General features: G+C 62.4%; 15 protein-coding genes and 1 tRNA gene. 2 read left to right on the top strand and 14 right to left on the bottom strand.

What is annotated here, in order from left to right; translation table 11 throughout:
- Positions 1-41 precede the first annotated feature (41 nt).
- Positions 42-114 (bottom strand) — tRNA-Asn (locus tag FO013_RS05520).
- A 224-nt stretch (positions 115-338) separates the two neighbouring features.
- Between FO013_RS05520 and FO013_RS05515 the strand changes: the two genes are divergently transcribed.
- A complete protein-coding gene (locus FO013_RS05515) occupies positions 339-1,250 on the top strand; it encodes a DMT family transporter (protein WP_260848009.1) in 912 nt (303 codons plus the stop codon).
- Entirely contained in the window at positions 1,251-2,558 is a 1,308-nt protein-coding gene (locus FO013_RS05510) for a glycosyltransferase (RefSeq protein ID WP_313900573.1), read from the top strand. It begins immediately after the preceding gene.
- 21 nt (positions 2,559-2,579) lie between these two features.
- Here the strand turns inward: FO013_RS05510 and gluQRS are convergent, their stop codons facing one another.
- The 13 genes from gluQRS to FO013_RS05445 all read right to left on the bottom strand — a co-directional run bounded on the left by gluQRS (position 2,580) and on the right by FO013_RS05445 (position 14,196).
- Positions 2,580-3,539 (bottom strand): tRNA glutamyl-Q(34) synthetase GluQRS, encoded by a 960-nt coding sequence (gene gluQRS / locus FO013_RS05505; protein ID WP_260848008.1) that lies wholly within the window; start codon positions 3,537-3,539, stop codon positions 2,580-2,582.
- Complete coding sequence (locus FO013_RS05500; protein WP_143921580.1) at positions 3,536-3,853, bottom strand: GNAT family N-acetyltransferase; 318 nt, start codon at positions 3,851-3,853, stop codon at positions 3,536-3,538. The genes gluQRS and FO013_RS05500 overlap by 4 nt, the downstream gene beginning before the upstream one ends.
- Before the next feature lie 93 nt (positions 3,854-3,946).
- Positions 3,947-4,789, bottom strand: coding sequence for an amino acid ABC transporter permease (locus FO013_RS05495; protein ID WP_143921579.1), 843 nt, complete (start codon positions 4,787-4,789; stop codon positions 3,947-3,949).
- On the bottom strand, positions 4,786-5,448 hold the full coding sequence (locus FO013_RS05490; RefSeq protein ID WP_143921578.1) for an amino acid ABC transporter permease: 663 nt from the start codon (positions 5,446-5,448) through the stop codon (positions 4,786-4,788). The genes FO013_RS05495 and FO013_RS05490 overlap by 4 nt, the downstream gene beginning before the upstream one ends.
- A 67-nt stretch (positions 5,449-5,515) precedes the next feature.
- The gene (locus tag FO013_RS05485) at positions 5,516-6,415 is read right to left on the bottom strand and encodes a glutamate ABC transporter substrate-binding protein (RefSeq protein ID WP_143921577.1); all 900 of its coding nucleotides are present in this window, start codon (positions 6,413-6,415) and stop codon (positions 5,516-5,518) included.
- Between the two features lie 52 nt (positions 6,416-6,467).
- Positions 6,468-7,217 carry an amino acid ABC transporter ATP-binding protein gene (locus FO013_RS05480; RefSeq protein ID WP_143921576.1) on the bottom strand — a complete coding sequence of 250 codons (750 nt, stop codon included), beginning with the start codon at positions 7,215-7,217 and terminating at the stop codon, positions 6,468-6,470.
- Between the two features lie 145 nt (positions 7,218-7,362).
- The gene (locus tag FO013_RS05475; protein WP_143921575.1) at positions 7,363-9,057 is read right to left on the bottom strand and encodes an AMP-binding protein; all 1,695 of its coding nucleotides are present in this window, start codon (positions 9,055-9,057) and stop codon (positions 7,363-7,365) included.
- Positions 9,058-9,090: 33 nt separating this feature from the next.
- Entirely contained in the window at positions 9,091-10,791 is a 1,701-nt protein-coding gene (locus FO013_RS05470; RefSeq protein ID WP_143921574.1) for an ABC transporter permease, read from the bottom strand.
- 29 nt (positions 10,792-10,820) lie between these two features.
- Positions 10,821-11,573, bottom strand: a complete 753-nt coding sequence (gene modA, locus FO013_RS05465) for a molybdate ABC transporter substrate-binding protein (RefSeq protein ID WP_143921573.1) — start codon at positions 11,571-11,573, stop codon at positions 10,821-10,823.
- Positions 11,574-11,646: 73 nt separating this feature from the next.
- Entirely contained in the window at positions 11,647-12,048 is a 402-nt protein-coding gene (locus tag FO013_RS05460) for a TOBE domain-containing protein (protein WP_143921572.1), read from the bottom strand.
- Entirely contained in the window at positions 12,045-12,467 is a 423-nt protein-coding gene (locus tag FO013_RS05455) for a molybdenum cofactor biosynthesis protein MoaE (RefSeq protein WP_143921571.1), read from the bottom strand. The genes FO013_RS05460 and FO013_RS05455 overlap by 4 nt, the downstream gene beginning before the upstream one ends.
- Positions 12,464-12,934 carry a cyclic pyranopterin monophosphate synthase MoaC gene (moaC, locus tag FO013_RS05450; protein ID WP_143921570.1) on the bottom strand — a complete coding sequence of 157 codons (471 nt, stop codon included), beginning with the start codon at positions 12,932-12,934 and terminating at the stop codon, positions 12,464-12,466. Before moaC ends, FO013_RS05455 begins: the two co-directional genes overlap by 4 nt.
- Positions 12,931-14,196, bottom strand: coding sequence for a molybdopterin molybdotransferase MoeA (locus FO013_RS05445; protein ID WP_260848007.1), 1,266 nt, complete (start codon positions 14,194-14,196; stop codon positions 12,931-12,933). Before FO013_RS05445 ends, moaC begins: the two co-directional genes overlap by 4 nt.
- Positions 14,197-14,222 lie beyond the last annotated feature (26 nt).

Below are 14,222 nucleotides of genomic sequence, written 5' to 3'. Positions count from 1 at the left end.
GCACGACAAAGGCCCCGTCCTTACGGACGGGGCCCAAGCGGCTCCCCCGGCTGGGCTCGAACCAGCGACCCTTCGATTAACAGTCGAATGCTCTGCCAACTGAGCTACGGAGGAAAGGCGCAGTTGCCTGCGCACGTTGTGTCAGCTTAGCAAAGACACTCGGCCCACGACAAAGCGGGCAACAGTGCTTTAGCTCACAGTTCCGGTTAACCCCACCACCGGACAGCGTGGAATCCATACAGTCAGGACAAACCCAGTCAACAACCACCTCGGCGAGGTGACCGCACTGTAAAATCAAGAGGATTCCTCACTCCACCCATGCAGCGGAAGAAGTGCACGTGACCTTAGTGGCAATCGCCCTCGCCGTCCTTGCGGCGGTGGCACTGGCCTATGGAGCGCTGTACCAGCATGACGCCGTCGCAGATCAGGACGACTCCCACAACGGGCTGAGCTGGGCTCACTTCAAAGAGCTGCTGAGCAACAGGAAATGGCTGATCGGACTGATCATCACCGGTCTGGGCACCGTGGGAAACATCGTCGCTCTGGCGCTGGCACCGGTCATGGTCGTCCAACCCGTCGGTGCCTTCTCCCTCATCGTGTCCGTCCTTCTGGGTGTGCGCCATCGTGGGCTCAAGGTCAATCGACGTCTGGTGCAGGCTGTCATCTGGTGCACTGTGGGGGTGACGATATTCGTTGCGCTCTCAGCCACCACCGCCCGCACAGAGGTCCACCTGGGATCCGACGCGCTGCCCCTGGTGTGGATCACTGCAGTCATCCTCGCGCTGGGCCTGGGCATCATGCTGTTCTTCCGGAGTGCGCCCCAACTCGTGCTCATCATGGCTGCGGGTCTGCTGTTCGCATGTGTTGCCACGAATACACACCTCGTCAGCGTGCAGCTGCTCCGCGCGGGAATCGACCAGGTCACGTGGCTCAACGTCATCGGCCTCGTCGCCGCGACTGCAATCGGAGCGTGGTTCGTCCAAAACGCGTATGCGGCCGGCCCCCCGGAGATGGTCATCGCAGGCCTGACTGTCGTTGATCCCATCGGCGCAGTGATCTTAGGTTCGGTCGTCCTCGGAGAAGCGGCATCTGCTCCGGCCTGGCTCGTCGCCATGATCGCAGCCACCGGATTGGTCGCGTGTCTGGGCGTCGTTGTATTGTCGCGGTATCACCCCGATGTCAAAGATCGAGAACACCAGCGTCGAGTCGCTCGTCGCACAGACCAGTTGACCGACACCGAGGAGAGTTGAATCCTGTCCGCGCATAGTCACACCCCAGCCCGCCGCATTCTCATTCCGACGGAAACCTACGCACCCGAGGTCAATGGCGCCGCGAAGTTCGCAGAACGTCTGGCCGCCGGGCTAGCTGCTCGCGGCAATGATGTTCACGTCGCCTGTCCATCCGCGACAGGAAAGGCCTCGGTGAGCACCGAGGACGGTGTCACGGTCCACAGACTGACCTCACATCGTTGGCCGCTGCATCCGACTTGGACCATCTGCATGCCCTGGGAGACGAAACCCGAACTGTCTCGTCTCCTCGACTCTCTTCAGCCCGACGTCGTGCATACTCAGGCGCATTTCGTCATCGGTCGCTACGCGTTCTCGGAGGCGAGCAAGCGCGGCATTCCCGTCGTCGCCACGAACCACTTCATGCCCGATAATGTGCGACCATATCTGCGGGCGCCGAAATCCCTCCTCGATGGTGGTACTGCCGTGGCCTGGTGGGACCTGCGCAGGAAATTCGAGTCCGCAGACTTCATCACGGTGCCCACGCAGCTCGCTGCCGACCTGCTGACGCAGAACGGGTTCACCTCCCCGATTCGCGCAGTCTCCTGCGGTATCGACCTGGAACGGTTCGCGCACCTGCGTGACGATCAGACTGCCCAGGACGATCAAGCCGTCCAGAACGATCGGATTGCCCAGCCTGAGCAGGCGTTCGGAGGGTCGCCGACGACGTCTGAGCGGTCGACTGCGGCTTCCGGCACCGAGGTCGCGGCACCACCGCGTGTCCTCTTCGTCGGCCGACTCTCTTCGGAGAAGCACGCCGCCGACATCGTCGAAGCGGTCGCGAAGACCGACCCGGCGCTCGGGCTCGAAGCCGACATCGTCGGCGGCGGGGATCAGGAGGAGCCGCTCAAGGAACTGGCCGCGGAGCTCGGAGTCGCCGATCGCATCCATGTGCTGGGCAAGGTCAGCGACAAAGAGCTCATGGACGCCTATCAGCGGTGCACGTTCTTCTGCATGCCCTCGACAGCTGAGCTCCAGTCCATCGCCACGCTGGAGGCACTGGCTTCACGCAAACCCGTCGTCCTCGCTGATGCGGTTGCGCTTCCACACCTGGTCAGGGACGGGGTCAATGGGTTCCTCTTCCCGCCGCGGGATATCGAGGAGCTGGCCTCGCGATTCGCCCAGATCTGCGAGCTCTCCGACACCGACCTCGACACTATGGCCAGGGCATCGCTCAATGTGGTCGCCAAGCATGACATCGAGTACACACTCGACACGTTCGAATCCATCTACAACAAGGTCATCACCGAAGGCCTGGAGGCAGCGGCCTGAAGCAGTCAGACCCTTGAGCCTTCAGCCATCTGCGCCCATCGGCGGAACAAACACCGTCTCCCCGGTACGAAGACGATCGAAGTCCACGCCTGCCACCATGTCATCGAGAGATGACCACGAACCTGTGGAGCCTGCAAACCCGAGGGATGAGCACATCCACGCGTAGACATCTTCGAGTGTCCAACCCTGGGCGCACAGCTGCTGGTAGGTGACCGCACCATCACGCTTGGCCAAGCGTCTGCCGGCAGAGTTCACGACCAGTGGAACATGCAGCCACGAGGGCTGTGGCAGGCCCAGCAGATGGGCCAGATGAGCTTGACGAGGCGCCGAGGTGGCCAGGTCGTCCCCGCGCACCACTTCGTCGACACCGCTGGCACCATCGTCGACGATGACGATGAGGTTGTAGGCGAAGACTCCATCGCCGCGCTTGAGGACCAGGTCATCAACCGGGGACGTGATCTCGCCCAGCAGCCTGTCCTGCACCGTGACCTCAGCATTGTCGGTCTTCAACCGCAGTGCCGGGCTGCGCCCCTGTTCGTCAAGACGCTGTCGGTGCCGTTCTCGTTCGGACTCCGACAGATCACGACAGGTCCCGGGATACGCTCCGGGCGGAGAGTGCGGTGCCGTTGGCGCCTGTTGGATGTCCTTGCGTGAGCAGTAGCACTCGTAGACGAGTCCCTGTCCCTCGAGGCGGCTCAGGGCTTCGGTGTACATGTCGAGACGCTCCGACTGGACGAGCGGCGGCTCATCAGGGCTGACGCCGAGTTCAGCGAAGACCTCGAGCTGTGATTGTGCCGCACCGGGCTGGACTCGATCGAGGTCCTCGATGCGCCAGAGGAACCGTCGCCCGGTCTGTCGCGCGCGGACATACGCCAGCAGTCCCGAACGAATGTTGCCGATGTGCAGGTCGCCGCTTGGGCTTGGTGCGAATCGCCCTGCCCCAGTGATCGACGTCTCGAGTCCTGTGGTCTGTATGCTCAAGCCTGCGTCACGAGGTCGGCGTACTGCGGGAAACGTTTGAGATAGTCCTGAACATAGCTGCAGGTCGGGACGATGCGGCCGCCTTCGTCCCGGATCTGATCGAGGACCGTGGTGACCAGTGTGCGGGCGAAGCCACGGCGAGAGAAGCCCTCGGAGATGATGGTGTGCTGGAGTTCGACGGTCTCGTCGTCAATGACCCGATAGCCGAGGAAGCCAGCGAACTCGACCGGATCCTCAGCGGTGAAGATCTCAAACCGTTCACGACCGGGATTCTTGACCACCGTGACGGGGGTGGAACTGAGCTCGGGTTGCATATGGGACTCCTTGTCAGCGGCATCGTCCTTGTCACGAACATTACAGGGTGGCGCCGGGATCTTCACTGACCGACGCCACCCCGTTCTGGTCGATCAGGCGGCGGTCTGCGCGGACAGACCTTCTGCCCCGACAGGCGCGGTGGACTTGCGCTGCAGTCGCTTCTCCAGCCAACGGGCGATTCCGGCGACGATCATATTGATGATGATGAACAGCACGGCACCGACCAGGAACGTCGGCAGCAGGTTGTTGTACTCGCGGCCGATGAGATTCACCTGGTAGAGCAGGTCCTGGTAGGTGACGATGAAGCCCAGGGCCGAGTCCTTGAGCAGCACGACGATCTGCGCAATGATCGTGGGCATCATGGCGCGCAGAGCCTGCGGCATCAGCACCAAGCTCATCACCTGTCCCGGGCGCAGGCCGATGGCCATGGCGGCTTCCCTCTGCCCCTTCGGGACGGCGAGGATACCGGCTCGGATGATCTCTGCGAGAACCATGCCGTTGTAGAGGGTGAGGCCGATGACGACGGACCAGAACGCTCCGATCGTGTTGCCGAAGATGAGGAACATCGCAAAGATGAGGAGCAGTACCGGGACCCCGCGGAAGAACTCGAGGACGATGGTTCCCGGTACCGAGATGACCTTCTTGCTCGAGAGCCGCAGCAGCGCGAATACGACGCCGACGACCAACGCCAGCACGGAAGCGACGACGGCCACCTTGAGGGTGGCCCCCATGCCCTTGAGGAGCACCAGCTGAATCTGGGAGAAGCTGAATGGATACCATTTCGCCGAGTCCAGCTGACCAGCATCGGCGAACTTCCAGATCACGAAGGCGATGAGGCCGGCCAACACAACGGCCGAGACGATCGAGAGGATGATGTTGTTCCGGCGAGCCTTGGGGCCGGGCTCGTCGAACAGGACCTGAGTCGGTGCGCTCATCGTAGGATCACCAGCTTCCTCTCGAGGTAGTCGAAGACGCGACCGAGGATCAGCGCCAGGATCAGGTACGCAAGGGCAGTCCCGAACAGCAGCGGGATCACCAGATCTCCGCGCACCTCAATGGCGTTGCGCATGGCCGAGATGAGTTCTCGATTGTTGAACGCCGAGGCGATTGAGGTGTTCTTCAGCAGCGCGATGATGACGCTGCCCAGGGGCGGGATGACGGTGCGGAACGCCTGGGGAAGGATCACCTGGCTCAGGGTCTGTCCGAAAGTGAGCCCGACTGCTCGTGCGGCTTCGGCTTGACCCACAGGAATCGTCGAGATGCCCGATTTCAGGGTCTCGGCGACGAAACATGCTGTGTAGGCCGTCAGCGCCAGAGTTGCATAGATGAAGGAGTTGAAGGAGCTGGTCGCGCCGAATCGGATGTCGAGGAACGGCAGCCCGAAGGCACAGAAGAACATCACCAGCGTCAGCGGCGTGTTCCTCACGACGTTGATGTACGTTGAGGCCGCGATCCGCAGGACCGGTGTCGGTGAGACTCTCATTCCAGCCAGGATCGTTCCCAGCACGAGGGCACCGATCAGGGCGACGGTGAAGAGTTTGATGGTTCCCCAGATGCCTGACAAGAACATCTCGAGAAGTTGCAGAAAATCCATTCCAGATTCCTTAATCGATGCGAGGGCACCATTGGGTGCCCTCGCATCATGTCAATCTGAAGGCTGGTCAGTAACGGTCGATCTTGGGCATCTCGACATCATCGGCGGAGCCGAGGGAGTATTCGAATGCCTTCTTCCAGTCACCGTCGTCCATCCCCTTCTGGAGGGCATCGTTGACGGCTTCGCGCATGGCGTCATCGCCCTTGGGCAGGCCGACTCCGTACGGCTCTTCGGTGAATGGCTGGCCGACGACCTTGAATTCGCCTTCGTACTGTTTGGCATAGCCCCGCAGGATCGCGTCGTCTGTGGTCACAGCGTCGACTGAGCCTGACTGCAGGTCGGTGACGCACTTCGAGTAGGTGTCATAGGCTACGAGCTCAGCCTTCTTGTACTTCTCTTCGATGTTCTGTGCAGGCGTCGAGCCGTCCACGGAGCAGACCTTCTTTCCGGCCAGGTCATCGGGGCCAGCGATGTCGGAATCGGCGGCCACAAGAAGATCCTGCCCGGCGACATAGTACGGTCCGGCGAAGTCGACGACCTTCTTGCGTTCGTCATTGATCGTGTAGGTGGCCACGACCATGTCGATGTTTCCCTGCTGCAGGAAGGGCTCACGGTTGGCCGAGACCGTCTCCGTGTATTTGATCTGGTCTGGGCTGAAGCCCAGCTGCGCGGCCACCATCTTCGCAATCTCGATATCGAATCCCTCGGGCTGCTCCGAGCCTGCCTTGACGTTGCCGAGACCGGGTTGGTCGTACTTGACTCCGACCTTCAGTTCGCCGGCGTCCTTAGCAGCCTTCCAGGTCTTGGAATCTTTGAAATCGGCGCTGTCGTTGACTGTGTACTCAGGGGCTTCCGCCTGGGCGCCGTCGCCCTCGGCAGGAGCGTCCGGAGTTCCGCCTTGACCGCAGCCGCTGAGCGCGAGCAGTCCGATTGCAACAGATGCGATTGAGAGTCTGAGCTTCTTCATCGTTTCTCCTTGTGAGTGTGGTGAGTACGACCGACAGTTTCGTTCGGTGTGATCAGCGGGTGAGGATCTTGGACAGGAAGTCCTTGGCACGCGGGGTCTGTGGATTGGTGAAGAACTCTTCGGGCTCGGCGACCTCGACGATCTCACCATCTGCCATGAATACGACGCGGTGAGCAGCCTTCCTTGCGAAGCCCATCTCGTGGGTTACGACCACCATGGTCATGCCTTCCTCGGCGAGTCCGACCATGACGTCGAGGACTTCGTTGATCATCTCCGGATCCAGCGCCGAGGTGGGCTCGTCGAAGAGCATCACCTTCGGTTTCATTGCCAGTGCACGGGCGATAGCGACTCGCTGCTGCTGCCCGCCGGAGAGCTGTGCTGGGTATTTATCGGCCTGGTGGGCGACTCCGACGCGTTCGAGCAGGGCCATTGACTGCTCTTCGGCTTCGGCTTTGGACAGTTTGCGGACCTTGATCGGACCGAGGGTGACGTTCTCGAGAATCGTCTTGTGGGCGAAGAGGTTGAAGGCCTGGAAGACCATGCCCACGTCCGAGCGCAGCGCTGCCAGGGCAGCGCCTTCAGCAGGCAGTTCCTTGCCGTCGATCGTGATCGAACCGGAGGTGATGGTCTCCAGACGATTGATCGTACGGCACAGCGTCGATTTGCCGGATCCGGACGGACCGATGACGACGACGACTTCGCGTTCTTTGATATTGAGGTTGATGTGCTTCAGAGCGTGAAAATCACCGTAGTGTTTCTCGACATCTGTGACTGACACCAACGGTTGTGATTCAGCTCTCATGAGAGTTGATCTTAGTGAATAAAGTTCTCACATGAAAAACGTGAAGTCTTGCCGGATGAACTGCAACCGACTTGTGACCTGGGTCAGGAGCCGGCTGCAGTCTCTTCTGCGGCCCTCCCGCCGTCCGCGAAAGGGCGAATCGCGCTCAGCCTGCGATCGTGCTGTGGACGATCTTCTCGCCTTCCTCGCGCAACTCGATCTTGCGGATCTTGCCCGAGACCGTCATCGGGAAAGACTCCCGAACCTCGACGTAGCGCGGGATCTTGAAGTGAGCGAGCTTGCCTGAGCAGAACTCGCGGACCGCCTCGGCGTCCAAGTTCTCGACGCCGTCCTTGAGGATCACCCAGGCCATGAGCTCCTCGCCGTACTTCTCATCGGGGATCCCGACGACCTGGACGTCTCTGATCGAGGGGTGGTGGTAGAGGAACTCCTCGACCTCACGGGGATAGACGTTCTCTCCGCCGCGGATGACCATGTCCTTGATCCGCCCGGAGATGTCGACGTAGCCGTTATCGTCCATGATGCCGAGGTCGCCTGTATGGATCCAACGGGACTCATCGATCGCCTCGGCGGTCTTCTCCGGGTTCTCCCAGTACCCGAGCATGACAGCGTATCCGCGGGTGCACAGTTCTCCCTTCTGTCCGCGGGGGACGGCCTGACCTGTGACCGGGTCGGCGATCTTGATCTCGAGATGGGGCATGACACGGCCGACGGTCTGAGTGCGGGCCTCGAGGGTGTCATCGACGCGGGTCATCATGGACACCGGCGAGGTCTCCGTCATGCCGTAGCAGATGGCGACCTCTTCCATGTTCATGTCGGTGATGACACGTTTCATGATCTCGACCGGGCAGGGTGAGCCGGCCATGACGCCGGTGCGCAGCGAGCTGAGGTCGTAGCTCGAGAAGTCAGGATGCTCGAGTTCGGCGATGAACATCGTGGGCACACCGTAGAGCGAGGTCGCCTTCTCCTCGGAGACTGCGCTCAGACTCGCCACGGGGTTGAATCCGGGAGAGGGCAGGATGATGGCAGCGCCGTGGCTGAGAGCCGCGAGGTTTCCGATGACCATCCCGAAGCAGTGGTAGTACGGGACCGGCAGGACGACGGAGTCCTTCGAGGAGTAGCCCAGCATCTCTCCGATGAAGAACCCGTTGTTGAGTATGTTGTGATGGCTCAGCGTCACCCCTTTGGGGAAGCCTGTCGTGCCGGAGGTGTACTGGATGTTGATCGGGTCGTCCATCGCGAGCTCGTCCATGAGCTTCTGCAGGCGGACCGAATACTTGGCGCTCTCATCGTCGAGGAGGCTGCGACCGCTGCCGATCAGTCGGGCAAAGGACTGACGTTCGCCGATGAGCGCATCGCCGATGAGCTCGGACGGGAGCGTATCGAGAAAGACGAGTTCGAGTCCCGGCACCTTTGCCGCCACCTCGGTCGCGATCGCATGGAAATCCGAGTGGGGCGGGGCGGTGATCTGGGAGACGAGCATGCTCATGCCCGACTGCTTGACGACGTATTCGAGCTCGTGGCTGCGGTATGAGGGGTTGACGTTGACGAGGATTGCGCCGACCTTCGCGGTAGCGTACTGGATCTGTGCCCATTCGGCGACGTTCTGCGCCCAGATGCCGACCCGATCACCCTTCTTGATTCCACGTTCGAGCAGCCCGATGGCCAGGGCATCCGTATCCCGGTCGAATTCGGCATAGGTCCACCGACGGTCTGAATAGCGGTCGACGAGCGCCAGACCATTCGCGTGAGCAGCTGCAGTCGCCTTGATGTGCGCGGGGATGGTTTCTCCCAGCAGTGGTGTGTCCGACGGTCCTGAGGAATAGGAAAGTTCTGCCACGTCGTTGTGCTCCTTTGTACCGGTTCGATGTTGCTAGCGTGATCTACTGCACAGTATGCCTTCTGTGTCCCCCTCGCAAAAGCTGTGGAGGAAGTCACGTCCAGGTATGTTCGACGACTGGCGAGAAGTCGCCGACAGGCTGGCTCCGACCTCTCCCACAGGTGCGCTGAACGCAACGCTTCCGGAGTCGATGAGCACCAGCGTGGACGCCAGGGCGGTGACGTCGTCGACATCGTGGGTGATGATGACGGCGCTTCGACCTGACAGCACCTGGCCGAGCACGAGTCGTGTCTCGACTCTGACGTCGACGTCCAGGGCCGACAGGGGCTCGTCGAGGAGCAGCAGCTTCGGGTCGGTGACCAGTGCTCGGGCCAGAGCGATTCGGGCTGCCTGTCCCCCTGATACGGCATCGGGTCTGCGGTCCGCGCAGTGACCGACGCCGAGGCTCGAGAGCATGCGTCCGGCGATTCTCCGTGCGTCCGCAGTGCGCTGTCCGTGGGCTCTGAGGCCGAAGGCCACATTGTCGATGACGTTCAGATGCGGGAACAGGTGCGGGTTCTGCGCCAGGTGGACGATGCCTCTGGCGTGAACGGGCGGCCATCGGTTCGCGTCGAGGTCGAAGACGGTCTCATCACCGACGTGCAGGGAGCCGGATTCGGCAGAGATCGCGCCGATCATCAGCTGGAAGAGGCTGGACTTTCCCGCTCCGTTGCGACCGATGATCGCCGTCGTCGAGCCGGTCGGCATCGTGAGATCGACGTTGATGCCGCGCTCAGGCAGCCGGGCGCTGAGACGGACCTCGGGGGTCTCCGGCCGCGGCCGCTCGGTGTGCGACTCGGGGGCGAGTGCTCCCGAGAACGTCGATGACGGACCCGGACGGAATGTCGAAGCCTCGACCGCCTCCGGTGCCGCGGCCGAACGCGGAGCGCGCAGTTTCGGTGCGTGAGGAGAACGATAGGCGAGGACGATGATGACCAAGGCGACGACGATGAGGAGCAGGGACAAGGCGATTGCCGACTGCGGGTCGGACTCGCGGACCAGATAGATCTGCAGCGGCATCGTTCGGGTGACTCCTGCGAGGGAGCCTGCAAATGTCAGAGTCGCCCCGAACTCCCCCAGCGCTCGGGCGAAGCAGAGGATGGCGCCGGTCATGATTCCTTGGCGCAGAAGCGGAAGCGTGATATGGAAGAACACGCGGTTGGGCGTTGCGCCGAGCTCGGCTGCGGCGAGTTCGAAGTCCTGCCCGCGGGCGGCGACCGCCGTCTCGACCGACATGACCATGAATGGAAGTGACACGAAGATCTGCGCAAACACCACGGCTGCCGTTGTATATGCCAACCCCAGTCCCATGTCGGTGAGCAGGGACCCGAGGAAGGCTGTTCTTCCCCAGGTGTAGAGGAGTGCCAGACCGCTGACGACCGGCGGCAGGACGAGTGGCAGCAGAATGAGCGTGCGCACGACTCGCTGCCCGCGGAAGGTGCGTGTCGCGTGCAGGTAGCCCAGGGGGAAGCCGATGCTCACGCTCACCAGGGCTGCGATGACGGAGGTGAGCAGTGAGAGTCCCATAGCCAGTTGAGATTCCGGCGCCAGAATGATCTCGCCGAGGTGGCCGGGCTCGATTCGTGTGATCATCCCGATGATCGGGACGAGGAGGAAGGTGATGCCGAGACCGGCGGGGATCCAGAGCCACGGCGGCACCGTTGAGTGGCCGCGTCTCCTGCGTGTTTTCGTCATATCAGGACGCCCCAGTCAGAACGGTCATATCAGGGGGTCGAGAATCCGGCGGCGTCGAACAACCCGACCGCCTTGTCAGACTTCAGGAACGAGACAAACTCATCGGCGGCTTCCTGGTTCACACTCGATCCGACCGTCGCCGCCGGGTACTTGTTGATGACCTTGTCCGCGCCGTCGAGCGCGACCTGTTCGACGTCTCCGTTCCCACGGGCGACATCGGTGACGTAGACGATACCGGCGTCGGCCTGGCCGGCACTGACCTTGCCCAGGACATCGGTGACCGAATTCTCCTCGCTGACGGGATCGAGTGCGACATCGTTGCGCTGCGCCCACTTTTCGGTGGCGGCTCCGCAGGGGACCTGGGGCGCGCAGACGACGAGGTCCTTGCCCGTGAAGTCATTCGACGATGCGATGTTGCCCGGGTTTGCCTTCGGCACCGCCAGGGTCAGCGTGTTCGAGGCGAAGATCTGCGGCGCCCCGGCCAGCAGGTCATCACCGTTGAGCGTGTTCATTGTCGACTCATCGGCGGTGGCGATCACGTCAGCGGGAGCCCCTTCCGAGATCTGTGAGACGAGGTCGGAGGAGCCCGCGAAGGAGAACGTCACTTCGACGTTCGGCTCGGTCTTGTTGAACTCCTCTGCGACATCGTCGAAGACCTCGGTCAATGATGCCGCGGCGAAGACCGTCAGAGTTGTCTTCTCCCCCGGATCCGAGCCTGAGCCGGTCGAACACGCGGTGAGCGTGAGCAGGGCAACGATGCACGCTGCAGATAGATGCTTCATCTGTCCATTAAACCCGCATTCGCGGATAGAACGCACATTCATCCCAGCATCTGCGACAAATAGGGCGAATCCGTCAGCCGGTTGCCGCAGTGTCGATGGAGACCATCGTTGCCTTCACCGAGGCGGTGGCAAGACTGCCCGGCTCGAGTTGCAGCTGCCTGCAGGCCTCTGCTGACATCAGGGATACGACGCGGAAAGGGCCGCACTGGAGACCGACCTGCGCCATCACCCCGTCGATGACCACGTCGGTGACGAGACCGGCGAACCGATTGCGGGCAGAACTCACGACGCCGGTCGGATCATCGAGTGCCGCAGAACTCGACTGGGCCAGGGCCACGAGTTCGCGCCCCTCGACTACTGCCCTATTGGATCCGTCCTTGTGCTGGGTGAGTCTTCCTTCGCTGACCCACCGGCGGATCGTGTCATCACTGACCCCGAGGAACCGGGCCGCATCATTGATGCGCAGTTCCGTCATTCGAGAGCTCCCACCCATTCGTCGTCACCGTCGGAGAAGAACTGATGCTTCCAGATCGCGACCCGCGCCTTGACCTCGTCGATGAGCTCCGAGCAGGCAGCGAAGGAATCATGGCGATGTGGTGAGGCGACGACGGCGGCCAGGGCCACGTCTCCGATCTCGAGTGCGCCGACTCGATGGACGACGGACAGGCGCACGGCCGGGTGCTTCGCCGAGATCTCAGCGGCCACCTCGGCGATCTGGGTCGTTGCCAGCGGATGGGATTCGTAGGACAGCCTGTGGACGCCCCGCCCCTCGTCGTGGTCTCGGATGACACCGGAGAAGCTGACCACAGCACCGCAGGTGTCGTTGAGGACATCGGTCTCGAGAGCGTCGGTGCTGATAGGAGTCTCGACGATGTCGGTGTGGATGACGCTCATGTGTCCCGGCTCCAGTCGCCGCTGCGTCCACCCGACTTCTCGATGACTTTGATATCGCCGATGATCGCCTGGTGGTCGACGGCCTTGATCATATCGAAGATGGTCAATGCGGCGATGGATACAGCGGTCAGCGCCTCCATCTCGACACCGGTCTTCGATACGGTTTTGACAGCGCCGTTGATGCGGACGGCGTCATCGAGGAGTTCGAAGTCGACGTCGATGCCGGTCAGCGGCAGAGGGTGACACAGCGGGATGAGCTCACTGGTGCGCTTGGCGCCCATGACTGCTGCGATGCGGGCCACCGGCAGGGCATCACCCTTGGGCAGACCCGCCTCGGCGATCATATCGATGACCTCGCTTCGAGTGGTGATGAGTGCGGTGGCGACGGCGCGACGTTTGGTTACGTCCTTGTCTCCGACGTCGACCATATGGGCGGCGCCGGAATCGTCGATGTGCGTCAGTGTCATGTGATCTTCCACGTCTTCAGCCTATCGTCTGCGCGGCGGTCGGTCTCAATCGACTGCGGGCCGGAAGCTGCCGGTGGGATGAAGACGAGATGCGTGCTCTGGGCATAGTTGTGGAGCAGGTGGGAGCGAGATCCACCCATGAGCTCGAGGCCGGAACCCGTCATCACGGCCCGCCGCACCTGCAGCTTTCCGCTCGGCGGGGCTTCGTCGAGCCCCCCGAGCAGATGGTGGTATTCGGTTTCACGCGGGTCTTCGTCCACGCCGAGTCCCAACAATGCGGGACGGATGAACATCTCGAAGCTGATCAGGGCGCTGACCGGGTTACCGGGCAGCGCCACCCATGCGAGTCCGGCCAGTGTTCCGCATCCCTGCGGTCCCCCCGGCTGCATCGCGATGGGTTCGAAGACCATGGTCGAGGCTTCGTCGACGTCGGCGGCGAGCTTGACGACCTCATGCGCACCCTTCGAGATCCCGCCGGTCGAGATGACGAGGTCGCACTCGGATGCCCGCACCGCGTCGAGAAGTGCCTGCGGATCGTCGGGCACGGTGACGATGGTCGCGTCGACTCCCAGGCGGCGGAGGCTGGCACCCAGGGTGATCGAGTTTGCGTCATGGATTCCGGCGGCGGCATCGGCGGTGATCTCATCCCCGGTGCTCACGATGAGCACCCGAGGCAGGGTCTGAACCTCGAGCGCGGTGATCCCGCACGCTGCTGCGACGCCGAGGTGGGCCGGCGTGAGCATCAGTCCGGCACTGAGCACGATGGCTCCAGCGGCAACGTCGCTGCCTCGAGAGCGCACGAAGTCACCCGGCTGAGGGCCTGCAGCCGTGGCCGGCAGGGTGATGGTGATCTCCGGGGACTCAAAGTTCCCCGGTTGCGTATCCTCGATCCTGATCACTGTGTCGGTGCCCGCAGGCAGCGGTGCCCCGGTCATGATCTCGACCGCTGTTCCGGCCGCCACCTCTCTGCCGCGTGCTCCGGCCGCAACCCTGCCGCGTACCGGGATGGGGCCGTAGACTGTATGTGCGCTGCCATCGGCGTCTGTGTCGTGGCTGTGCTGCGCGTTGCGAAGCGTGGAGGCGGACACGGCATATCCGTCCATGCTGGAGTTGTCGAAACCCGGAACATCGATCGGTGAGCTGACGGTGGTGCTCAGGCGCCGTGGTGAGTCGAGGAGTTCGCCGATCGCCCTTGTCTGCGTGTGGAGAAGCGGGCCGATCGTGTCGAGCACACGACGACGATGCATGATGGCGGTAGTCATGGGACGATGATAACGAAGAAGTTGAT

The sequence above is a fragment of the Brevibacterium aurantiacum genome (genome assembly GCF_007558825.1).
In the GTDB taxonomy this organism is placed as follows: Bacteria; Actinomycetota; Actinomycetes; order Actinomycetales; family Brevibacteriaceae; genus Brevibacterium; species Brevibacterium aurantiacum_A.
The sequence above is the reverse complement of the archived record's forward strand: the minus strand, read 5'-3'. Positions and strand labels throughout refer to the sequence as shown.

Bases quoted from the DNA above. Each gene is read 5' to 3' on its own strand.
- FO013_RS05445 (WP_260848007.1), bottom strand. From the start codon at position 14,196: ATGACTACCGCCATCATGCATCGTCGTCGTGTGCTCGACACGATCGGC.
- FO013_RS05455 (WP_143921571.1), bottom strand. From the start codon at position 12,467: ATGAGCGTCATCCACACCGACATCGTCGAGACTCCTATCAGCACCGAC.
- modA (WP_143921573.1), bottom strand. From the start codon at position 11,573: ATGAAGCATCTATCTGCAGCGTGCATCGTTGCCCTGCTCACGCTCACC.
- FO013_RS05480 (WP_143921576.1), bottom strand. From the start codon at position 7,217: ATGAGAGCTGAATCACAACCGTTGGTGTCAGTCACAGATGTCGAGAAA.
- moaC (WP_143921570.1), bottom strand. From the start codon at position 12,934: ATGACACTGACGCACATCGACGATTCCGGCGCCGCCCATATGGTCGAC.
- FO013_RS05490 (WP_143921578.1), bottom strand. From the start codon at position 5,448: ATGGATTTTCTGCAACTTCTCGAGATGTTCTTGTCAGGCATCTGGGGA.
- FO013_RS05500 (WP_143921580.1), bottom strand. From the start codon at position 3,853: ATGCAACCCGAGCTCAGTTCCACCCCCGTCACGGTGGTCAAGAATCCC.
- FO013_RS05460 (WP_143921572.1), bottom strand. From the start codon at position 12,048: ATGACGGAACTGCGCATCAATGATGCGGCCCGGTTCCTCGGGGTCAGT.
- FO013_RS05485 (WP_143921577.1), bottom strand. From the start codon at position 6,415: ATGAAGAAGCTCAGACTCTCAATCGCATCTGTTGCAATCGGACTGCTC.
- FO013_RS05495 (WP_143921579.1), bottom strand. From the start codon at position 4,789: ATGAGCGCACCGACTCAGGTCCTGTTCGACGAGCCCGGCCCCAAGGCT.
- FO013_RS05470 (WP_143921574.1), bottom strand. From the start codon at position 10,791: ATGACGAAAACACGCAGGAGACGCGGCCACTCAACGGTGCCGCCGTGG.